Origin of the sequence: Weizmannia sp. WK01, from assembly GCF_025905465.1 — a bacterium.
In the GTDB taxonomy this organism is placed as follows: domain Bacteria; phylum Bacillota; class Bacilli; order Bacillales; family Bacillaceae_C; genus Weizmannia; species Weizmannia faecalis.
The window spans coordinates 2536390-2559309 of record NZ_CP109616.1 but is presented as its reverse complement, the minus strand read 5'-3'; the positions used below and the strand labels follow the sequence as shown (position 1 = coordinate 2559309).

18 protein-coding genes are annotated in these 22920 nt (G+C 44.1%); 9 read left to right on the top strand and 9 right to left on the bottom strand.

Annotated features, from left to right (window positions below; translation table 11 throughout):
- Positions 1 to 173: 173 nt before the first annotated feature.
- The 5 genes from OF158_RS12300 to chvE form a co-directional block, all read right to left on the bottom strand.
- Positions 174 to 1775 carry a xylulokinase gene (locus tag OF158_RS12300; RefSeq protein ID WP_043052483.1) on the bottom strand — a complete coding sequence of 534 codons (1602 nt, stop codon included), beginning with the start codon at positions 1773 to 1775 and terminating at the stop codon, positions 174 to 176.
- Between the two features lie 150 nt (positions 1776 to 1925).
- Positions 1926 to 3347, bottom strand: a complete 1422-nt coding sequence (gene araA / locus OF158_RS12295; RefSeq protein ID WP_035184224.1) for an L-arabinose isomerase — start codon at positions 3345 to 3347, stop codon at positions 1926 to 1928.
- A 121-nt stretch (positions 3348 to 3468) separates the two neighbouring features.
- A complete protein-coding gene (gene mmsB / locus OF158_RS12290; RefSeq protein ID WP_017550147.1) occupies positions 3469 to 4632 on the bottom strand; it encodes a multiple monosaccharide ABC transporter permease in 1164 nt (387 codons plus the stop codon).
- A gap of 6 nt (positions 4633 to 4638) precedes the next feature.
- Positions 4639 to 6165 (bottom strand): multiple monosaccharide ABC transporter ATP-binding protein, encoded by a 1527-nt coding sequence (mmsA, locus tag OF158_RS12285; protein ID WP_080738172.1) that lies wholly within the window; start codon positions 6163 to 6165, stop codon positions 4639 to 4641.
- A gap of 120 nt (positions 6166 to 6285) precedes the next feature.
- On the bottom strand, positions 6286 to 7359 hold the full coding sequence (gene chvE, locus OF158_RS12280; protein ID WP_014097595.1) for a multiple monosaccharide ABC transporter substrate-binding protein: 1074 nt from the start codon (positions 7357 to 7359) through the stop codon (positions 6286 to 6288).
- 416 nt (positions 7360 to 7775) lie between these two features.
- Here chvE and OF158_RS12275 point away from each other — a divergent pair, with 416 nt between their 5' ends.
- Positions 7776 to 8915, top strand: coding sequence for a GntR family transcriptional regulator (locus tag OF158_RS12275; RefSeq protein WP_035184227.1), 1140 nt, complete (start codon positions 7776 to 7778; stop codon positions 8913 to 8915).
- A gap of 172 nt (positions 8916 to 9087) precedes the next feature.
- On the opposite strand, the gene araA (OF158_RS12270) is transcribed toward OF158_RS12275, so the two are convergent.
- Both araA (OF158_RS12270) and OF158_RS12265 read right to left on the bottom strand, forming a co-directional pair.
- Positions 9088 to 10512 carry an L-arabinose isomerase gene (araA, locus tag OF158_RS12270; protein WP_035184237.1) on the bottom strand — a complete coding sequence of 475 codons (1425 nt, stop codon included), beginning with the start codon at positions 10510 to 10512 and terminating at the stop codon, positions 9088 to 9090.
- 31 nt (positions 10513 to 10543) lie between these two features.
- Complete coding sequence (locus OF158_RS12265) at positions 10544 to 11242, bottom strand: L-ribulose-5-phosphate 4-epimerase (protein ID WP_035184229.1); 699 nt, start codon at positions 11240 to 11242, stop codon at positions 10544 to 10546.
- 484 nt (positions 11243 to 11726) lie between these two features.
- Here OF158_RS12265 and OF158_RS12260 point away from each other — a divergent pair, with 484 nt between their 5' ends.
- From OF158_RS12260 to OF158_RS12250, 3 genes are all read left to right on the top strand, one after another.
- Positions 11727 to 13133 carry a sugar porter family MFS transporter gene (locus OF158_RS12260; RefSeq protein WP_026685165.1) on the top strand — a complete coding sequence of 469 codons (1407 nt, stop codon included), beginning with the start codon at positions 11727 to 11729 and terminating at the stop codon, positions 13131 to 13133.
- A gap of 17 nt (positions 13134 to 13150) precedes the next feature.
- Complete coding sequence (locus OF158_RS12255; protein ID WP_043052484.1) at positions 13151 to 14752, top strand: xylulokinase; 1602 nt, start codon at positions 13151 to 13153, stop codon at positions 14750 to 14752.
- Positions 14753 to 15155: 403 nt separating this feature from the next.
- Complete coding sequence (locus tag OF158_RS12250; RefSeq protein WP_017551018.1) at positions 15156 to 15665, top strand: PTS sugar transporter subunit IIA; 510 nt, start codon at positions 15156 to 15158, stop codon at positions 15663 to 15665.
- Between the two features lie 102 nt (positions 15666 to 15767).
- Here the strand turns inward: OF158_RS12250 and OF158_RS12245 are convergent, their stop codons facing one another.
- Positions 15768 to 16556 (bottom strand): thermonuclease family protein, encoded by a 789-nt coding sequence (locus tag OF158_RS12245; RefSeq protein ID WP_035184240.1) that lies wholly within the window; start codon positions 16554 to 16556, stop codon positions 15768 to 15770.
- Between the two features lie 241 nt (positions 16557 to 16797).
- On the opposite strand from OF158_RS12245, the gene OF158_RS12240 reads away from it, so the two are divergent.
- From OF158_RS12240 to OF158_RS12220, 5 genes are all read left to right on the top strand, one after another.
- Entirely contained in the window at positions 16798 to 17274 is a 477-nt protein-coding gene (locus OF158_RS12240; RefSeq protein ID WP_225621026.1) for a hypothetical protein, read from the top strand.
- Positions 17156 to 17398, top strand: coding sequence for a metal-sensitive transcriptional regulator (locus OF158_RS12235; RefSeq protein WP_225620992.1), 243 nt, complete (start codon positions 17156 to 17158; stop codon positions 17396 to 17398). Before OF158_RS12240 ends, OF158_RS12235 begins: the two co-directional genes overlap by 119 nt.
- Positions 17399 to 17479: 81 nt before the next feature.
- Positions 17480 to 17776, top strand: coding sequence for a rhodanese-like domain-containing protein (locus OF158_RS12230; protein ID WP_013860072.1), 297 nt, complete (start codon positions 17480 to 17482; stop codon positions 17774 to 17776).
- A 234-nt stretch (positions 17777 to 18010) separates the two neighbouring features.
- Complete coding sequence (locus OF158_RS12225) at positions 18011 to 19372, top strand: IS4 family transposase (RefSeq protein WP_043052472.1); 1362 nt, start codon at positions 18011 to 18013, stop codon at positions 19370 to 19372.
- A gap of 416 nt (positions 19373 to 19788) precedes the next feature.
- The gene (locus OF158_RS12220; RefSeq protein WP_225620991.1) at positions 19789 to 21111 is read left to right on the top strand and encodes a chloride channel protein; all 1323 of its coding nucleotides are present in this window, start codon (positions 19789 to 19791) and stop codon (positions 21109 to 21111) included.
- A 622-nt stretch (positions 21112 to 21733) separates the two neighbouring features.
- Here OF158_RS12220 and OF158_RS12215 read toward each other — a convergent pair.
- Positions 21734 to 22909 (bottom strand): IS256 family transposase, encoded by a 1176-nt coding sequence (locus OF158_RS12215; RefSeq protein ID WP_017551449.1) that lies wholly within the window; start codon positions 22907 to 22909, stop codon positions 21734 to 21736.
- Positions 22910 to 22920 lie beyond the last annotated feature (11 nt).

The following is a 22920-nucleotide window of genomic DNA, read 5'->3' as shown; positions in this document are numbered from 1 at the left end:
TCGAAAACAACTTATGAATAGGCCAAAAGTTTTTGTAATGATATCTGCCTTTAATAGATCATGATTCCGGTAGTCAGATATTCTGAAGCAGCCGGATCCGGTATAAAGTCAACAGGGCTTGCTAAATGGCAAGCCCTGTTGGTTATGCTTCTATTGTATGCCGTCGCCTTCTGCTATCCAATCGACTTTACAGCCATCGACTCAACCGGCAAGCCCGCCTCATATCTTTTTATAAAGGCTTCGTACCCTGAAACGCCTTCAGGTTCCGGGCTTAGCGTCATGCTTTCGGGATGGGTGAACACGTTTTGGTCCAAAAAGTCTTCCAGGCTTTGCTTCCCGTTTCCGGATTTTGCATAAACCGCGAGCACGGCCATCCCCCAGGCGCCGCCTTCACCGGCAGTGCTCATCACCGTAATCGGCGTATTTAATGCATTCGCCAATACTTGCTGGCCAATGACCGGCGTTTTAAACAGGCCGCCCTGGGCAATCAGGACATCCGTTTTGATTCCTTCTTCATTCTTCAAAATATCCATCCCGATTTTAAGCGGTGCAAATGCCGCATACAACTGGGCCTGGACAAAATTTGCCAATGTAAAGGCACTGTCCGGTTTCCTGACAAACAGCGGGCGCCCGGCCGGCATTTTTGTAATGTTTTCACCTGACAAATAACTGTAATTGAGCAAGCCACCTGCATCCGGATCCGCTTTTGCGGCCACCAAAAACAAAGTTTCATATAAACGATCCGCCGGCAAGTCAACACCGAGCCGTTCAGCAAATTGTTTAAACAGGTTTGCCCATGCATTAATGTCAGACGAGCAGTTGTTGATATGGACCATTGCCACGGGCGCCCCGCTCGGCGTTGTGACAATATCAATATCGCGGTACACTTTTTCAAGCGGCTGATCCAGCACGATCATCGAAAATGCCGAGGTACCGACGGATATATTTCCGGTCCGTTTGCGCACACTGTTTGTGCACACCATCCCGGTGCCGGCATCCCCCTCAGGCGGAGCCATCAAACTGCCTGCCTGAAGATTTCCGTTTACATCCAATAAGGCCGCGCCTTCGGGTGTTAAAGTGCCCGCATATTCGCCGGCTTTTAATACTTTTGGCAAGATTTCGCTGATATGCCATGGATAGGGCGCCACATTTTCAAGCTGGTCAAACGTATCAAGAAAATCTTCCCGATAGGTGCCGGTCTCTTCATCCACCGGAAAAACACCGGAAGCATCGCCAATTCCTAACACCTTTTCTCCGGATAATTTCCAGTGCACATAACCGGCCAACGTGGTGATAAAGCGAATATCCTTTACATGGGGCTCCTGGTTTAAAATCGCCTGGTAAAGGTGGGCAATGCTCCATCGTTGCGGAATATTAAATTGAAATCGTTCAGTCAATTCATCCGCCGCTTGTTCGGTGATGTTATTACGCCATGTCCTGAAAGGCACGAGCAGCTCTCCGTTTTCTGCAAAAGCCAAATACCCGTGCATCATAGCGCTTACACCAATGGCACTGATTTTTGTCAAAGTGGTATGGTATTTCCCCTGGACGTCTGCCGCAATTTGGGCATAGCTTCTTTGAATCCCTTCCCACACTTCTTCCAACGAATACGTCCAGATGCCGTTTTCAAATTTGTTTTCCCAAACATAGCCGCCGGATGCGATCGTTTCAAAATCGTCCGTGACAAGTACGGCCTTTATCCGGGTTGAGCCCAGTTCGATGCCGAGAGAAACATTTCCCTGCTGAATTGCCTGTGAAGTTTCGATTAAATTCATTTTTTTCACTTCCCAAGTCTTAAAATCATTACCTCTTCCTAGCCCTGGCTCTGCCGGACACCGGTACTGCGGATTATTTTTTTCCGGCCAGCCTAATCGTTGTGGCAAATTGTTAAAGAAGTGTATCTTTTTATTTGTTTACTGCTAAATTCAAATTTTTACAGTTTTAAGGCCAACCATTTTCGCAAAATCTTCAATTTGCTCAGCAGTGACTGCGAACGACAGGACAGTATGATGTCCGCCGCCGCTTTCAATCCATTTTTGGACCCCTTCATAAAAACCTGGTTTCGGTGTCCAAAGCTGGCGTGCGACAGGCAGTTTCGGCGCTGCTTCAGCTGGTTTTTTCCCATCCACTTCATACATAACGAGTTTAAACTGGTCACCAAAATCAGAAACCGTGAGATTTACAGCATCTCCATCCGTGCCATCGAAGACGAGCCGTGCAGGGTCTTCGCGGTCCCCGATGCCTAATGGATGGACTTCTACCCTGATTTTGCCGCTTGCCAAAGTCGGATCTACTTCAAGCATGTGGGAACCCAGTATTTCTTCATGGCCCTTTACCAGGTTGTACGTATAATCTTCCATAAAACCGGTTTTTTCGTTATGTGCCATAATTTTCACCAACCGGTCGAGTGCGGCTGTTTTCCAGTCCCCTTCACCGGCAAACCCGTAACCTTCCGCATTCAGCCGTTGGACCGCCATGCCCGGAAGCTGTTTCATGCCCCACAAATCTTCAAAGTTTGTAGTGAATGCTGTGTACCCGCCCCTATCGAGGAATTTGCGCAAGGCAATTTCAATCCGGATTTGCTCTTTCACATGGTCTTCAAAATAGGCCGGGTCATTGTTTCCAACCACCAATTCATATTTTTCCTGGCATTCCGCACAAACGGCCTCTATTTCCTGATCAGTGACTTCTTTCATTTCCGCAACAAGGTCACCAATGCCGTAATAGTCCACCGTCCAGCCGAACTGAATTTGTGCTTCGATTTTATCGCCGTCCGTGACTGCGACATTGCGCATGTTGTCGCCGAATCTCGCTACTTTAATGTTAAAGCTTTCATTGAAAGCAACAGCAACATCCATCCATTGCCCGATTTGGGTTTGGACCTTTTCATCTTTCCAGTGGCCGACAACGATTTTGTTATTTTTGTTCAGTCTCGCATTGATAAATCCGTATTCCCGGTCGCCATGAGCACTTTGATGCAGGTTCATGTAATCCATGTCGATCGTTTCCCACGGGATATGGTCCAGAAATTGTGTAGCCAGATGAAGCAAAGGTTTTTGCAACAGTTTCGTTCCCCTGATCCAGTTTTTCGCAGGCGAGAATGTGTGCATCCAGGTGATGACACCGGCAACATTGTCGTTATAGTTGACTTCTTTCATAACCTGCGTGATACTGTCGGCTGTTGTGGCAACCGTTTTAAATACGATCGGGTATGGTAGCTTGCCGCTTGCATTGATTTCATTAATGATTTTTTCCGCATCTTCCTTTACAGCATCCAGCGTTTCTTTGCCGTATAAATGCTGGCTTCCGACGATAAACCAAAACTCGTAATCTTTTATTTTCAACATGCTGTTTTCCTCCCTGGAATGTACAAGACATTTATTTTGTTTGTGCTTAATAGGCATTTACGTACTTAAAGGTACATAATTGAGGCAAGGCAAACTTGCACAGCCTTGCGCCAATTTCTTTTTAAACCGCTTTATTTTTGTTATAAACATCAAACGCAACAGCAAGAAGCAAGACAAGGCCCTTAATCGTTTGTTGCCAATCTATGCCAAGGCCAAGAATGGACATACCATTGTTCATCACTCCCATTACGAGCGCACCTACGATTGCTCCGCCGACTGTGCCAATTCCTCCATAAGCAGAAGCTCCGCCGATAAAACAGGCTGCAATGGCATCAAGTTCAAAGTTCGTTCCCGCTTTTGGCGTTGCTGCATTTAGACGGGCTGCAACAATTAATCCCGTCAATGCGGCAAGCACGCCCATATTTACAAAAATCCAAAATGTTACGCGTGGTGTTTTGATCCCTGATAAACTCGCTGCATTTGCATTACCGCCAATTGCATATACCTGTCTACCCATTGTTGTTCTTTTCATAACAAATGAGTAAGCAAGAATTAAGGCTATTAAGATTACCAAAATGTAAGGGATTCCTTCGTACGTCGCAAAAATGTACGAAAATACATTAATCAAACATGCAATAACAATAATTCTAGCAACGAACAACGGTCCCGATGTTGTTTGCAACTGATATTTTTTCTGCTTTTTTCTTCCATTTAATTCAATGAAGATATAGGCAACTGTACATAACAGCCCGACCGCGATGGTCAAAATATTTAAGGAGCTTCCTTTAAAAACATCCGGGATAAAACCAGAACTGACAAGTTGGAAGTTTCTCGGAAAAGGGGCTAGTGATTCGCCTTTAAGAATCAGCATCGTCAGGCCCCGAAAAACGAGCATTCCAGCTAACGTCACAATAAATGCCGGAATTTTTACGTAGGCAACCCAAAATCCCTGCCAGGCACCAATGCATGCACCAATTGCTAAAGAAATGACAAAAACAACAATTGTCGGCAGATGCATGTGTATGGACAGGACAGCAGATATTGCTCCGATGAAAGCTACAACGGAACCGACAGATAAATCAATATGGCCGGCAATAATGATGAGGACCATACCAATGGCCAGTATCAATACATAACTGTTCTGCATAACAAGATTGGTAATGTTTAACGGCCTTAACAAGATCCCGTCCGTAATTACTTGAAAAAGAACCATAATCAGAACAAGCGCAATAAACATGCCATACTGTCTCATGTTTTTTTTCATCATTTGAAGGATAGAATCCATTTGAGGTCACCCAACTTTCGTCATATATTTCATTAAAATTTCCTGATTTGCCTCTTCTTTTAAGACTTCCCCGGTAATTTTTCCTTTGTTCATGGTGTAAATCCGGTCGGCCATTCCCAGTAACTCCGGAAGTTCTGATGAAATGAGAATGATGCCTTTCCCCTGATCAGCCAGTTGATGAATAATGGTGTAGATTTCATATTTCGCACCGACATCAATACCCCTGGTTGGTTCATCTAAAATCAAGATGTCCGGTTCGGTAAAGACCCATTTACTCAGCAAAACCTTCTGTTGATTGCCACCGCTCAAATTCCCAACCAGTTGCATCACATTGGAAGACTTGATCCTCAGCTTTTTACGTAGCTCCTCAACACTTACAATCTCTTTTCCCTCGTCGATTACCGATTTGTTGGAAATTTTTCTTAGATTCGCCAGCGTCATATTTTCTTTCAAGCTTGAGATCAAGTTAAGACCAAGATTTTTCCGGTCTTCCGTTACATAGGCAAAACCATGGCGTATTGCTTCCTGAACCGACTTGATTTCAATCGGTTTGTTATCTTTGATTATTTGTCCTTCCATTTTCTTTCCATATGACCGTCCAAAAATACTCATCGCCATCTCGGTTCTGCCAGCTCCCATTAAACCCGCAATTCCTACAATCTCTCCTCTTCTTACTGTAATATTTGCATGATCAACAACTTTTTGTTCCGGGTTGGCAGGGTTCCAAACGGTCCAATCTTTAATTTCCAAAATGGTTTCAGCTATTTTTGGTGTATGATCAGGAAAGCGATGCGTTAAATCTCTTCCCACCATTCCGCGAATGAGCCGATCTTCCGTTACGTTATCTTTTTTTACATTCAGCGTTTCAATGGTTTTGCCATCCCGCAATATCGTAATTGAATCAGCAATTTTCATAATTTCATTTAATTTATGTGAGATAATAATAGAAGTAATGCCTTGTTCCTTAAACTCCAAAATAAGGGAAAGCAAGTTTTCACTTTCCGTTTCGTTTAAAGCGGAGGTAGGTTCGTCTAAAATCAGTAGTTTTACTTCTTTTGACAAAGCTTTTGCGATTTCAACCAACTGCTGTTTTCCGACGCTAATGTTGCGGATTAATGTATCTGGTGATTCATTCAGACCGACTTTTTTCAATAACGTTTCAGTTTGAATAAATGTTTCTGCCCAATTAATCACGCCATTTTTTGCCCTTTCATTGCCCAAAAAAATGTTTTCAGCAATTGAAAGATCGGGGATAAGCGCTAATTCCTGATGAATAATGACAATTCCCAGAGCCTCACTTTGCTTTATATCCTTAAATTGGCAAATTTCTCCATTAAATAAGATGTCTCCCGAATACGTTCCATAAGGGTAAACACCGCTTAATACTTTCATGAGGGTTGATTTTCCTGCGCCATTTTCACCGCACAGGGCATGAATTTCGCCTTTTTTTACTTTTAAATTCACATTATCAAGTACTTTAACCCCAGGAAATTCTTTTGTAATGTCGTTCATTTCCAATATATATTCAGCCAATTGATTCACCCCCGTTATACAGAAAAGGGCATTCCAAAAAGAAAACCGTACCTGTTATCACGACTGTTTGATCCGCCTGTTCCAGGACGTCATTCTAAATGGAAAGCCCATTGCCAAATATTATTTCAATTCGCTTGTTTTATAGTAACCGCTGTCAACCAACACCTTTTTATAATTCGATTTATCAACAGAAACAGGATCCAAAAGATAAGACGGAACAACTTTTACGCCATTGTCATATGTTTTTGTATCATTGACATCCACTTTCTTGTCATTCAGCATCTGATCAACCATTTTCACTGTCTGTTTTGCCAATTTTCTTGTATCTTTAAATACGGTTTGGGTTTGTTCACCCTTGATGATCGATTTTACAGAAGCCAACTCTGCATCCTGCCCAGTAATCACAGGCATCGGTTTGTCTTTTGAGCCATAGCCGACACTCTTCAAGGATGAAATCACGCCAATGCTGATGCCATCATATGGAGAGAGCACTGCATCTACTTTTGCATTTGTATATTTGGCACTTAAAATATTATCCATCCGGGATTGTGCCGTTGCCCCATCCCACCGAAGCGTTGCAATTTGGTTGAACTTCGTCTGGCCGCTTAACACTTTAAGTTTTCCGGACTTTATATACGGATTCAGAACGGACATCGCCCCGTTATAAAAAAAGAGCGAGTTGTTATCGTCCGGAGATCCCCCGAATAATTCAATATTAAATGGCCCTTTATTTTGTTTTAAGCCGAGTTTATCTTCAATATATTTTGCTTGAATAACGCCGACTTTGTAATTATCAAAAGTAGCATAATAGTTTACGTACTTCGTATTCCGGATTAACCGGTCGTATGCAATTACTTTAATTTTTTGGTCATGCGCTTTTTTCAGAACATCGGTTAGTGCTTCTCCGTCAATAGCACCAATAACAAGGACGTTCGCCCCTTTAGTGATCATGTTTTCAATCTGTGATACTTGATTTTGCACATCATCTTCGGCGTATTGCAGATCGACTTTATAGCCCATCTTTTCAAACTGCTTTTTCATATTGTTTCCATCTTTAATCCAGCGTTCCGATGATTTCGTCGGCATTGCTATTCCTACATACCCTTTTTTTCCAGAGCTTGCCCCCGAACTGCCACAGGCACTTAGGACGAAAACAAGAATCAGTGCACAGGCCGTTATAAACCATTTTTTCACAATGTTTCCCCCTCGTATAGTTAGATTAGAAAACCAAATTTTCAATTTTGTCAACGCTTACATTTTTTTGGTATGTAACCCACTCCTTCCTCTAGGTTCAGTAAATACGCATTTTGTAAGCGCATTCTTATTTGTCCCTAGTGTATTATAGTCATCCGTACATGTCAACATTATATTTCAAAAATTTGTACGAACAAATAAACGGTCATTCCATAAAGTTGAACAGTATGGATTGTTACGCAGAATAAATGCTTCCGAATGCAGAACAGATATTTCCTTCACCGCGGAACAAGATCTCTGCAAGAGCACCGGAGCATTCCTTTAAAGATAATAGATAATCAGGCCGGCATCTGTTATAGTAAAGTAAGACACTTGTATTCAAGTCCAGAAAAATAACGACAATAAGGGTGAAACGTATGGCAGAATCACCAAAATATGTTGTAGTACAAGAAAAAATTAAAGAATGGATCTTGAACGGACAAGTTAAACCGGGAGAAAAAATATATTCAGAAAATGAGTTGGTTAAACTGTTTCGTGTCAGCCGCCACACTGTCCGCCAAGCCATCAGGCAGCTCGTAAACGAGGGGTGGTTATATACGGAGCAGGGATCCGGAACATTTTGTGCGGATAGAAACTTTCATGAAATCCGTCAAAAACCTTCATCCGGAAATACAAAAACAATCGGCGTCATCACAACCTACATTTCCGATTATATTTTCCCTTCAATTTTGAATGGGATCGAATCCTATTTGACAGAAAAGGGATACTCTCTTGTTTTAGCAAGTACCGATAACGATCCAAAAAAAGAAAAACAATGTTTAGAAACGTTGATGAGTAGGGAAATTGACGGACTCATTGTAGAGCCGACAAAAAGCAGCGGGTTTAATCCAAATGTTTGCTTTTATACAGAACTGGAAAGGCTACACATTCCCTATATTATGATCAATCAATTTTATCAGCAGCTGAATCCGCCTCATTTGATCGTTGACGATGAACGAGGCACCTACATGGTGACTGAACATTTGATCAGGCTAGGCCACAGTAAAATCGCCGGGTTGTTTAAAACAGACGACCTTCAGGGTGTGTACCGGATGAAAGGCTATTTAAATGCGCTCAGAGAAAACCATGTGCCTTTTTTTCAAAACATGGTGAAAACGTATTCAACAGAAAATATGAATCAAATGATTGAGGATTATAAAGTGTTTTTAAAGAACACAAAGGAACGACCATCTGCAATTGTCTGTTACAATGATCAGATGGCAATCGAAGTGATCCGAGTGCTAAGAGAATTAGACATCAAAATTCCGCAAGATATTTCTATCACAGGGTTTGATGACTCTAATCTTGCGGTTGCCTCGGAAATTAAACTAACTACCGTTACACATCCTAAAACCCAGATGGGGATCGATGCTGCAAAATGGATCGTCGCAGCAGTTGAAAAAGCAGAAAACCATTATGAAAAAAGCCGTAACTCCATTATTTATGAACCGGTTTTAATTGTCAGAAATTCTACCTTGGATAAAAAAGACGCTGCAGAGAAATCAAATATACATTAAACAAAAATCGTGACTCCTTCGCACCATTCAGATAAACAAAATCAACTTTTGCTCATGAAGATAACGAGTGACCCAAGTAAATCGGTCTCATTGATACAAAAAAGCATCCTTCAGCTAAAATAATTTGGAGGATGCTTTTTCATGTTCAAAGAATCAGTAAACAGGAATCAACTTATTTTATATTCACAACTTCAATACCGGCCATTTTTGCAAAATCCTCAATTTGTTCCGCTGTTACGGCAAAGGAGAATACTGTATGGTGGCCGCCACCGTTTTCAATCCATTTTTGGACCCCTTCATAGAAACCTGCTTTTGGTGTCCAAAGCTGGCGTGCGACAGGCAGTTTCGGCGCTGCTTCAGCCGGTTTCTTTCCTTCTACTTCATACATCACCATTTTGAATTTGTCGCCAAAGTCGGAAATCGTTAAGTCAACCGCATCTCCATCTGATCCGTCAAAAACAAGCCGTGCAGGGTCTTCGCGGTCCCCGATGCCTAATGGATGGACTTCTACCCTGATTTTGCCGCTTGCCAAAGTTGGGTCTACTTCAAGCATGTGGGAACCCAGTATTTCTTCATGGCCCTTTACCAGGTTGTACGTATAATCTTCCATAAAACCGGTTTTTTCGTTATGTGCCATGATTTTCACCAACCGGTCGAGTGCGGCTGTCTTCCAGTCCCCTTCACCGGCAAACCCGTAACCTTCCGCATTCAGCCGTTGGACCGCCATGCCCGGAAGCTGTTTCATGCCCCACAAATCTTCAAAGTTTGTAGTAAAGGCTGTGTACCCACCACGGTCGAGGAATTTGCGCAAGGCAATTTCAATCCGGATTTGCTCTTTCACATGGTCTTCAAAATAGGCCGGGTCATTGTTCCCAACCACCAATTCATATTTTTCCTGGCATTCCGCATAAACGGCTTCTATTTCCTGATCAGTGACTTCTTTCATTTCCGCAACAAGGTCGCCGATGCCGTAATAGTCGACTGTCCAGCCGAACTGAATTTGTGCTTCGATTTTATCGCCGTCCGTGACTGCGACATTGCGCATGTTGTCACCGAATCTCGCTACTTTAATGTTAAAGCTTTCATTATAAGCAACGGCAACATCCATCCAGCGTCCGATTTGGGTTTGGACCTTTTCATCTTTCCAATGGCCGACAACGACTTTGTTATTTTTGTTCAGTCTCGCATTGATAAATCCGTATTCCCGGTCGCCGTGGGCGCTTTGATGCAGGTTCATATAATCCATGTCGATCGTTTCCCACGGAATATGGTCGAGAAATTGTGTAGCCAGATGAAGCAAAGGTTTTTGTAACAGTTTCGTTCCCCTGATCCAGTTTTTCGCAGGCGAGAATGTGTGCATCCAGGTGATGACACCGGCGACGTTATCGTTATAGTTGACTTCTTTCATGACCTTTGTAATACTGTCGGCTGTTGTGGCAACCGTTTTAAATACGATCGGGTACGGTAGCTTGCCGCTTGCGTTGATTTCATCAATGATTTTTTCCGCATCTTCCTTTACAGCATCCAGTGTTTCTTTGCCGTATAAATGCTGGCTTCCGACGATAAACCAAAACTCGTAATCTTTTATTTTCAACATGCTGTTTTCCTCCCCGGAATGTACAAGACATTTATTTTTTTTGCCCATAATAGGCATTTTTTCCGTGCTTGCGTAAATAGTGTTTATCCAAAAGAAATTGATCCATGTTGATTTGATGCGGATTCAGCTGTAGCGAGTGGTAGGTCATCTTCGCTACTTCTTCGAGCACAACGGCATTGTGCACGGCATCATGGGCGGATGTTCCCCACGTAAAAGGGCCGTGATCATTTACCAGAACAGCCGGAACCTGGTCCGGATCAATATGCCGCTTTTCAAAAGTCTCAACAATCACATCACCGGTCTGTTTTTCATATTCCGTCACGACTTCTTCTTTCTCCATGGCCCTTGTGACCGGAACCGGCCCGTAAAATGTATCGGCATGTGTCGTTCCTGCCGCTGGAATATCAATGCCGGCCTGCGCAAATGAAACCGCCCAGGGTGAATGCGTATGGACAATTCCTTTAATATTCGGGAAGTGGCGATAAAGCACACAATGTGTTGCGGTATCGCTTGATGGATTTAATTCGCCTTCCACCACATTTCCATCAAGATCAACGACGACCATTTTTTCTGGTGACAATGCTTCATACTCGACACCGCTCGGCTTAATGACCACAAGATTCTTTTCACGGTCGATTGCGCTTACATTTCCCCATGTAAAGGTGACCAGATTATATTCCGGCAGCAGCATGTTTGCTTCATAGACTTCTTTCTTGAGTTCTTCTAGCATTCATTGATCATCCCTTTGAAATTGATCATTCTTTAAAAGTTTTTGACATGTCATTTGGATTCTGCGATTAACCGCTTACAAATAGAATGCTATATCAATTATCAGTATAAGTCAACAAAAAAATATTTATATGCATAAATGTGTTTTTCACTGGATGGAAAAGAGTGGTTTATGTCACAGCTTCCGTAGCTTTTTCACTATAGCTACAGACACAAAAAATACACAATTGGGTACCCTTACCTGCTATCCTTTCATCTATATAAGTAGCATAATGATGGGTAAGAAAGCGGTTAAGAAAAACGCAGGAAAACGTTATTTTTCCTCAGTTATCAGTACAAATATTTTTGTCGTTGATTTATAGGTATAAATGTGCTAGCATGTACTTGCAGCATGAAAACGCTTTTTTCTAAAATGATACCGCTCACAAAGAAAGAAGCCATCAGCAAGAAGAAAATAAGGCTGAAACATCAAGGAGGGAACTTTAATGGTTGGTGAAAAGAAAATCTCAAGTGGATTCATTTACTTTTTCGGGGCTTTTGGCGGCATTCTATTTGGCTATGATATTGGGGTAATGACAGGCGCTTTGCCATTCCTTGAACATGACTGGAACCTTCAAAACAGTGCAGGCGTTATTGGATGGATTACCTCTGCTGTAATGTTCGGTGCTATATTCGGCGGCGCTTTGGCGGGGCAACTTTCCGACCGTTTGGGCCGGCGAAAAATGATTTTAATTTCAGCTTTTATTTTTGTTGTTGGATCGGTTTTATCTGGCATATCCCCTCATAACGGGCAATACTTTTTAATCATCGTCCGGATGTTATTAGGATTAGCGGTTGGCGCTGCTTCTGCACTGGTCCCGGCTTATATGTCCGAAATGGCGCCTGCACGTTTGCGCGGACGTCTGTCAGGGATTAACCAAACCATGATTGTATCGGGAATGTTACTTTCTTACATTGTCGATTATTTATTAAAAGGTTTGCCGGAAACATTGGCTTGGCGGTTGATGCTTAGTTTGGCAGCGGTACCAGCATTGATCTTATTCTTTGGTGTGTTAAAGTTGCCGGAATCACCGCGCTTTTTAATAAAGAACAATAAACTTGAGGAAGCACGCAAGGTTTTGAGCTATATTCGCGCTAAAAAAGAGGCAATTGATGCTGAAATCAAACAAATTCAAGAGACTGCCAGAGAAGAAAAACAGGCAAATCAAAAAGCATCATGGGGTACTTTATTTAGCGGCAAATACCGTTATTTAGTCATTGCCGGTGTGGGCGTTGCGGCTTTCCAACAATTTCAAGGCGCAAATGCTATTTTTTACTATATTCCTTTAATTGTAGAAAAAGCAACAGGGCATGCTGCTAGTTCTGCATTGATGTGGCCGATTATTCAAGGGATCATTCTCGTATTGGGTTCACTTGTCTTCTTATGGATTGCTGATAAATTTAAACGCCGCACTTTGTTGACAGTAGGCGGAACGATTATGGGCCTGTCCTTTATTTTGCCAGCCATTTTGAATTTGCTCATTCCAAATGCAAACCCGATGATGATCGTTGCGTTTTTAAGCATTTATGTAGCTCTTTATTCCTTCACTTGGGCTCCTTTAACCTGGGTCATCGTTGGGGAAATTTTCCCGCTTGTCATTCGTGGACGCGCATCAGGATTGGCTTCCTCTTTTAACTGGATTGGTTCTTTCCTGGTTGGGCTGCTGTTCCCAATCATGACTGCTTCCATGTCCCAAGAAGCTGTTTTTGCAATTTTCGGCGTGATATGTTTGCTTGGTGTTTTGTTTATCCGGACCCGCGTACCTGAAACCCAGGGACATACGTTGGAAGAAATTGAAAAATTTGGGGAAGAAAAAGCTGTTGAAAAAAAAGGTGCCCACTTACACATATGAGACGGAGGTAAATAAAAATGAATTTAGTGGATACTTCTAAAGCGATTAAACAAGGAAATGTCTCATTAGGCATTGAACTGGGGTCAACCCGGATAAAGGCCGTACTTGTCACGGACGATTTTGAAACAATCGCATCCGGCGGCTATGTTTGGGAAAACAAATTTGAAAACGGCATCTGGACGTATTCGTTGGAAGAAGTGTGGGAAGGGATTCAAAGAAGCTATGCCCAAATTGCGGCGGACATCCAGGGGAAATACCATACCACTTTGACAAAAATCAGTGCCATCGGTGTAAGCGCTATGATGCACGGGTATTTGGCTTTCGCAGAAAACGGAGAGCTGCTCGTTCCTTTCCGGACATGGCGTAATAACATCACCGAACAAGCGGCGGATGAATTGACTGAACGATTTCAATTTAATATTCCGCAACGATGGAGCATTGCCCACCTTTACCAGGCGATTTTAAACCAGGAGCCCCATGTAAAGGATATTCGCTTTATCACCACGTTGGCCGGTTATGTACACTGGAAATTATCCGGAGAAAAGGTGTTAGGGATTGGCGATGCATCCGGTGTTTTTCCGGTGGATGAAGAGACAGGCACATATCGGAAAGATTTTCTTGATACGTTTGACCGGCTTGAAAATGTGGCGCCCTATCCATGGCATATCAGGAAAGTGCTGCCAAAAGTATTAAAAGCCGGCGAATATGCGGGTACTTTAACAACCGAAGGGGCGGCATTATTGGATATAAACGGAAATCTTCAGGCAGGCAGTTTGATGGCTCCGCCTGAGGGGGATGCCGGAACCGGGATGGTGTGCACAAACAGTGTGCGCAAACGGACCGGAAATATATCCGTCGGCACCTCGGCATTTTCGATGATCGTGCTGGATCAGCCGCTTGAAAAAGTGTACCGGGATATTGATATTGTCACAACGCCGAGCGGGGCGCCCGTGGCGATGGTCCATATCAACAACTGCTCGTCTGACATTAATGCATGGGCAAACCTGTTTAAACAATTTGCTGAACGACTCGGTGTTGACTTGCCGGCGGACCGTTTATATGAAACGCTATTTTTGGTGGCTGCAAAAGCGGATCCGGATGCAGGCGGCTTGCTCAATTACAGTTATTTGTCAGGTGAAAACATTACAAAAATGCCGGCCGGGCGCCCGCTGTTTGTCAGGAAACCGGACAGTGCCTTTACATTGGCAAATTTTGTCCAGGCCCAGTTATATGCAGCATTTGCGCCGCTTAAAATCGGGATGGATATTTTGAAAAATGAAGAAGGAATCAAAACGGATGTCCTGATTGCCCAAGGCGGCCTGTTTAAAACGCCGGTCATTGGCCAGCAAGTATTGGCGAATGCATTAAATACGCCGATTACGGTGATGAGCACTGCCGGTGAAGGAGGCGCCTGGGGGATGGCCGTGCTCGCGGTTTATGCAAAATCCGGAAACGGGAAGCAAAGCCTGGAAGACTTTTTGGACCAAAACGTGTTCACCCATCCCGAAAGCATGACGCTAAGCCCGGAACCTGAAGGCGTTTCAGGGTACGAAGCCTTTATAAAAAGATATGAGGCGGGCTTGCCGGTTGAGTCGATGGCTGTCCAGTCGATTTTTTAACGGGAACGGAAAAATCGTCAAAACAGCTGTATGGACATACGATAGCTTCCCGGTATAACCAACCCTTAGTTATTCCGTCAAACAAACGTGATGCTAGCATTGCCGGTGTGACACAACAGCTTCCTAGTATAAACCTTTGGTTGCTCGAGAAGCACAATCGCGCTGATAAACGAAGTGAAATGACACGACAGCTTCCCGGTATAACCCTTAGTCTCCAGTTTCTATGCACGCAGCATCCGCAAACGCTCCGTTCATATCCCAACGGAGACGCTGCTCGACAATTGCATACATTTTGGGGAGCCATGCAGTCCGGCCCGCCAGTGAGTACAGATAATAAATCCGGCATTTTCCATGAAAACTGCCGGATTTTTTTCATACATGTTAAAATAGAAGATGTATTTAGTTGAAAACAAGGCAGGTGTCCGTTTTGTTTCCATTTTTCCACCGAAAAAGAAAGGAAGAGCATATTTTTGCGCCAACGGGGGGAGAGGTGACGCCGATTGAGGAAGTGCCTGATCCCATCTTTTCCGAAAAAATGATTGGGGACGGCGTGGCAATCAGGCCGATTGAGGGCCGGGTCGTTTCCCCGTTTGACGGCGAGGTGATCCAGATATTTCCGACAAAGCATGCGATCGGGTTGCGCGGCGAATCAGGGCTGGAAGTTTTGATTCATATCGGACTGGAAACGGTTTCACTCGATGGGAAGGGGTTTGAAACGGTTGTGCAGGCCGGGGACAAAGTGGAAAAAGGCGACCCGCTGATTCGCTTTAACCTGGAATTTATTAAAGCCAATGCAGCGGACACGATTACAGCGATCATCATTACAAACGGGGAGCTTGTAAAATCGCTCGAAAAAAGCACCGGCGTTGAGGCAGTTGCCGGGCAGACGGAAATCATGCGGGCTTGTCTGTGAAACCAAAAAACAGGCTTGAAGCAAGCGACGGGGAAGGGTGGCACGAGCCGGGGTACCCTGCACCAGAAAAAGAAAAAACAGGCTTGAGTGCAAGCCTGCTTCTTACTTGTATGGTTCGCATGCGTATCCATCCTTGTCGCCGTCCATATAGGAACGGTAGGCAGGATTTGAACGCGGCACGCCGTTTGGATATTTTTTGCGCAGTTCCGTACAGTTTTGGAAACTGCTGCTCCCGTTGCTGGAACGGCTCTCCCCGCCGGAAGCATTGGAATCGGATGCGGAACTGCCTTTTTCGCACCCGTTAAAACCGCGGTCTGTTGCATACCCGGGTTGCGACCAGACCCTGCGTTTTTCGTTTTTAGCCCGCTGTTCGGCTTTTTTGAAAGTGTCCAAATATTGATAGGGCGGTTCATACACATAGGCCACGCGCGCGTACCCTTCTTTCAGCAGCTTTTCCTGCACGGACTTGCCGTTTACGAATACATAAGCGAGGAGCCGTCCGTATTTGTCGCGTTTGGCCCCGTGATCAAATTCGATCGTCAGTTTGCCGCTTGAAACGAGCTGCTTGTTCCGGTAATAGGCCGCTTTTGCATACGGCTGCACACACATATTCGGTTTTTTTGATTCCGGCGTGTCAACGAGCAAATAGCGGACCGTCTCTTCTTTTCCATTATTATAAATTTTAATCGTGTCTCCATCGGTTACATCGGCGAGTTTAACAGCAATTTGCTTGCCTGTCGTTTGCCGGTTTTCTCCTGGCCCGGTATTTGTTTGTTGCGCTGTTTTTTGTTCTGTACTCGTTTTTGTGCTGTTTTGATGCCCTTCACACCCTGCAACGGCGAGCATCATAGCCAAAAAGAGCGTGAACCAGCTTGCTGTTTTTGTCTTCATTTCCCCTTCTCCTTGCTTTTAAAAAATGTATATAAAATGAACAAAATATCGCAGCTCTGTTGCCAAGTCATCATGCAAATTGGTGCTCGAGCTTGTTGTAAAAACTTAAGTTCATTTTATATAGCTCCATTATTTTACCATTTTAAGCGGGTTTCTTTAAGCCATCCATTTGACAATAATACCGCCTGGGGTATATGATGGGGGTTGTAACCGAACTTCGGGCAGGAGGTCATCCGTATAAATGTATATTGTTTTGCTCGTTCTTGCGCTCATTCTCGCGAAAACCGGCTATACACGTTACGTTCCCGTTCGCGGTGCTGTGCGGGCGGATTTAAGAAAAGATGTGCTTGAACATAAAGTGGTGGTCGATGTGAGGGATTACCAGCATGTGGGAAGCGGTACCGCGGATGCCATTGTGATTCCGACGGCTTATTTAAAGCGGTTTTCCGGCGAAATTCCAAAAGGCAGTCTTCACCTTATTGTTTCCAGCCGGCTTGAAGCCAATTTCAGCATCCGTTTATTACGCAGAAAAGGATTTCATATTTATTCTTATACGATCTTGGAACCGGGGAGGGAAAAAGGTGGAATACGATGCGAAAATCAAAAACCGTGTCAAAAGAATCGAAGGGCAATTGCGGGGAGTACTGCGGATGATGGAAGAAAAGGACAATTGCAAAGAGGTCATTGCCCAGTTGTCTGCCGCCCGGACGGCAATTGACCGCACGATCGGCGTCATTGTCAGTGCCAATCTGGTGGAATGTGTGAAAAATGCGGAACAAAACGGGGAAGACGCGGGAAGCCTTGTAAAAGAAGCGGTCAACCTGCTTGTGAAAAGCCGCTGACCCTTTTCACAAAATTGCTGCTGGCAAGGCCGAACTTTTCGCAAAAATCGGGGGATTTTGTTTTACGAGGGAGGAATTTTGATGAAAGAAATTTCTGCGATGGAAGTCGAGGAAAAACTGAACAAGGGTGAAAAACTCAATATTATCGATGTGCGCGAAACGGAGGAAGTGGCGGAAGGGAAAATTCCGGGCGCGCTGCATATTCCGCTCGGTTTGCTGGGATTCCGCCTAGAGGATCTTGACCGTTCCAAAGACTATATTGTCGTTTGCCATTCCGGCGGGCGGAGCTATATGGCATGCCAGTTTCTCGAAAGCCAGGGTTTTGATGTCACAAACCTGGAAGGCGGCATGATGGCCTGGACCGGTGAAACGGAATGAAAAATTTTCCTCTTGATCTTACGGCGCATAAAGCGTAGTATAAGAGTACAAGCTGCGTTGTACGTAACTCAACTTTCGCACCTAGAAAATCATAATAAATTCAGTGCTGGCTAATGTCTATTACGTCTCAGATACAGCACTTGACAGTAAAATTAATATATGAAAAAACACCTCTACTTTTGGTATAGTTGATTTATCGAAAATCACTACCAAATAGAAGAGGTGTCTCCTACTATGATAGCGAAAAACAGCCTGAATAATCAACTACCAAATGAAATAAAATCAACATTTAAAGAGTTGAATATGTTGAAACACTTGCGAATCGCCGGTATTACGAAGTCCTTTGGTTTTTCTTGTGCCTACATTTTTCAATTGATTTTTTGTATGATCTTTGAAAACAAAAACTGGTTCAGGATGTTGGAAAGTAAGAAAGCTACAGACATTCCAGCCAAAGATACCGTTTATCGGTTTCTCAACCAATCAACGTTCAACTGGCGTCGTTTCCTCCTTTCACTGGTTGCCTCAGTGATTGGAAAAGTTTCGAAATTGACACGTCATGACCGTCCGAAAGTATTGATTTTAGATGATTCATCTTATGACCGGAACCGAAGCAAACACGTTGAGCTTCTGGCTCGCTGCTTTGATCATGCATCTCAAAAAATGCGTTTTTACAAAGGATTCCGCATGTTGACATTAGGATGGTCTGATGGCGCAACATTCCTACCCGTTGACTTCTCATTATTGAGTTCGAAAAAGAGCCAGATCAACGGCATATCCGAAAATATCGATAAACGCAGCTCCGGTTATAAGCGCCGAAAAGAAGCATTACAAACGGCACCAGAACAGATTCCTGGCATGATTGCCCGGGCGATGAATTCTGGTATCGATGCTTCCTATGTTCTAATGGATTCGTGGTTCACCCAACAACCTCTCATCAAGGAGATTACAGAACAAGGTCTTGACGTAATTGGTATGGTCAAAAAATTAAAACAACGCTATTTTGTCGATGGTAAGCGTGTTAGCCTAGATGAATTGTATCGTCTAGCTAAACCGACTAGTGGAAAGAAAGGAATCTTGCGTTCCATCCATACAACGCAGGCCAATGGCGTGCCAATTAAAGTTGTCTTTGTTCGCAACCGCAACAAGAAAAGCGACTGGTTGGCGATTTTGAGTACAGACTGTACACTGAGTGACCAGGAAATCATCCGTATTTACGGGATGCGTTGGGATATTGAGGTTTTCTTCAAAACAACAAAGTCCCTATTAAAACTACAAAAGGAATTCCAGAGTCGTTCATATGACGCGCTTATCAGCCACACGACCATTGTGTTTGCAAGGTATATTGTCTTGTCATGGCAAAACCGTTGCAGTGTAGATGACAGAACATTAGGTGGCATGTTTTATGAATTATGTGATGAAATAGATGACCTTGATTGGGCTGTTGCATTGCAGCAGTTAGTCGAGATTCTTGAAGATACTCTGGATAAAAGTAATAAGAAAATTCAACAACTGATCAAAAGTCAACTACAACAATGGATTGCGGGTCTGCCGAATTATATCAAGGTATACCTACCTGTTTCAGTCTGCGAAAGTTGAGTACGTAATATTAATAAAGTTTTAACCTTTAAACTGTTATAGGGAGTTTAACATTATTGCGGGAATGCCGAGCCTTTTGCCGTTTGGCAGGGAGGATGGCAGGAACGCTTTTGCGGACACCCACTTTGAGGAGTGTGGTTCTAAAACTTTCTTAGTTTGATTACGGCAACTGCGGCACATACATAATCTGTTAAACCCCGTCCTTCTTAGAAGGGCGGGGTTTTTCACAATCAAGAACCTAGACCGAAGGCATTAGCTGAGCCTGTTAACCCTGCGGCCCGGATGCAGTGCCCGGCCCATTTTTTCGCGCGGTATAAAGAGCCCGCTCTGTCCGTTTGTGTTAGCCCTCGATATTACTGGGTGTATAATAAAACTAACAATGTTTTGACATGCAGGAGTGGGAAAACGTGAACCAAATGAAATACATTGAGCCTGCCGTGATGTTTATTACCATGATCGTCTATGTCGCTATAGCCGTACTGATTGGCATTGTGGCCGGAACCACGGTCGGTTTGTTTTTGAAAGCTTTAAATTTTTTAAGCGGAAAAACAGGTGCGCTGCCCGTGCCTTATAAGATGCTGCTGCTTCCGGTCGGCGGCCTGTTGAACGGCCTGTTGTTGTATAAAATGAAACCGGGGGCGCCTTCTGCCATTGCTGCTGTGCACTCGGAAGGGGAACCGCCCTTTGACAGAAGCTTCCCGGCCAAGTATCTGGCTGCCCTCATTACACTTGTATCCGGCGGTTCAGCTGGAAAATTCGGGCCGAGCGCCCACTTTGCCGGTTCACTTGCCGCATGGATCGGGAAAATTTTTCATATTCAGCCGTTTCTTCGGGCCCAGCTGATCGTATGCGGAATCAGTGCTGCTTTTGCCAGCCTGTTTGGCGCGCCCGTTACAGCAGCCGTGTTTGGTTTGGAAGTATTGGCTATCGGGTCAATCCGGCACCAGTTTCTTTTCCCTTCGGCGGTTTCCGGCATAGCCGCTTTTGAAGTCAATAAAAGGCTGTTGCATACGCCTTATGAATATTTCATGATCCATGCCATGCCGTCTTTTTCTGTTCTGCTGCTTTTAAAAGTGGCTGCCCTTGGCATGATTTGCGGCCTGGCTGGATGGCTGTTTGTTGAATCTATTGAGCAGGGGGGCCGCTTATTTTCGGTTGTCCGGGAAAAATTGCATCTTCCTCCCTTCCTGATGCCCTGTGTTGGGGGTATGCTCATTGCTGCCGCATTATTCATTTTTCCCGCCGACTTTTTGGGGCTGAGCTTGCCGCTTTTGGACAAAGCGATGCACGGGGGCCATGTCGGCTTTTTCGCATTTCTGTGGAAAATCCTGTTTGTGGCGGTTACCCTTGGTTCCGGCTTTTACGGAGGAACATTCACCCCACAGCTCGTCATCGGGTCTGCCGCCGGAAATGCATTTGCCGCTTTGCTCGGGATAAATCCTGTATTAGGGGCGGCTGCGGGCATGCTGGCGGTGGTTTCAGCTGCATCCAATACGCCGGTTTCCGCTGTGCTGCTTGGATATGAGCTGTACGGTCATGTTACGGGGATGTATATGTTGGCCGCCTGTATCGCCGGGTATTTGATCATCGGGCACCGCAGCGTTTATCGCGACCAGCTTGTGTACGATCCAAAGTCTTTATGGGTGCAGCTGGAACCGGGAGTCGAACTGAGGAAAGAATCTATCCGCCTTTCAAGCGGTACTTCAAATCAGACTGGACGGTTCCATCTTCCGTGGTAGTGGGAAAAGCCGTTTATGATCAGGCTTATGTTAAGCACTCCTGTTAAAAATGGATCTATCTTAGCATAGGGCGGGCCGCTCTACGTAAAGGAAGCCGGTCAGAAGATGTGCCTATCTTACATAGAGGTGTTCTAAGTAAAGGAAGACCGGCAAAAAGCGTGCCTATCTTAACATAGAGGCGTTCTAAGTAAAGGAAGGCCGCCCAAAAGTGTGCTTATCTTAACGTAGAGGTTTTCTACGTAAAGAAAGGCCTTCAAATTTTGCGTCTATCTTAACATAGGGGCGTTCTACGTAAAGGAAGGCCGCCCAAAAGTGTGCTTATCTTAACGTAGAGGCTTTCTACGTTAAGAAAGGCCTTCAAATTTTGCGTCTATCTTAACATAGAGGTGTTCTAAGTAAAGGAAGGCCGGCAAAATCTGCGTCTATCTTAACATAGGGCAGTCAAGTCCAGGTTATTGTGTAAATTTATGGGCAAATGTTTTCAACCACCCCTTCATTTTTTCGGCTTAACTTCCATGGATTTTTTTCTTCATCTCCGGGAAGGGATGTCAAATGCCTTTCAATTTGACATCCCTTCCCGGAGATGAAATCATCCATGATGGAAGTTAAGCTGAAAATGCTGCTAACTATTCTTTCCCATAAGTGACTTCCTCTTCGAGTATTCTGTATCTTGATACTGCATTAAAACGGCACCAACCAAACGAAAAGCAGATTGGGTATTAGGAAAAATGCGAATGACCCTTTCCCTTCTACGAACCTCTTGGTTAAGCCGCTCGAGGGAATTAGTACTCCGTATGTGCATACGAATATTCTCAGGAAAGTTCATGTATTGGATAGTATCTTCAAAACCTTCATCTAAAATGGCCAGGGCTTTTTCAAATCTTGCTTCTGTACCAAATTTGTTTATTAATTCATCTTTAAACTTGCGTATGTCCTCAATCGTAACGGCCTCAAACACGCGCTTAATCATCACCCGGATTTCTGCAGTATCTTTTTTGGGCAGTTTTTCAATGATATTGCGTTTAAAATGAACATTGCACCTTTGCCAAGCAGTGCCAATGAATTCCCGTTGTATTGCTTTCTGAAGGCCCATGTGAGCATCGGAAATAACGAGTTTTGGTGATTGGAGTCCACGTGATTTAAGTTGTTTAAAAAATGAACTCCAACTCTCCAAACTTTCTGCATGGTCAACGCTTAAACCCAGTATTTCACGTGTATTCTTCTCTGTAATGGCAGTCGCAATATAAACAGCCTTTGATATGACCTTATGGTGCTCCCGTACTTTTATATACATGGCGTCCACAAACACATAAGGGTAGTAGGTTGTATTCAACGGTCTCTCGGCCCAAGCATTCACAATGGGATCCAGTTTTTGCGTAAGGGAAGAGACAAACGACTTGGATACATTCTTACCGCAAAGCTGTTCTACGACATTTGTGACCTTACGGGTAGAGACGCCATTGATGACCATCTCCAACATAGAAAGGACGAAAGCTTGGTCACATCTGGCATACTTTTCAAATAAGGTAGTTGAGAATTCGCCATTACGTGTCCGGGGAACTTTTAATGTAACATTGCCGATGCTCATCAACAGCTCGCGTTCATAGTAACCGTTCCGGTAATCCCGGCGTTCAACAGCGCGTTCATAAGGGCTCGTTTTTAAATAGTCATCCCTTTCCTTTTCCATAAACTCGTTTAACACGAGGACAACCGCTGATTTAATTACCGCGTCAAGATCGGAAGTCATGATGGCTTCTTTTAAAACATCCAAATTTAAGTTAAACTGTAAGTGAGTCATTTTATCTCCTC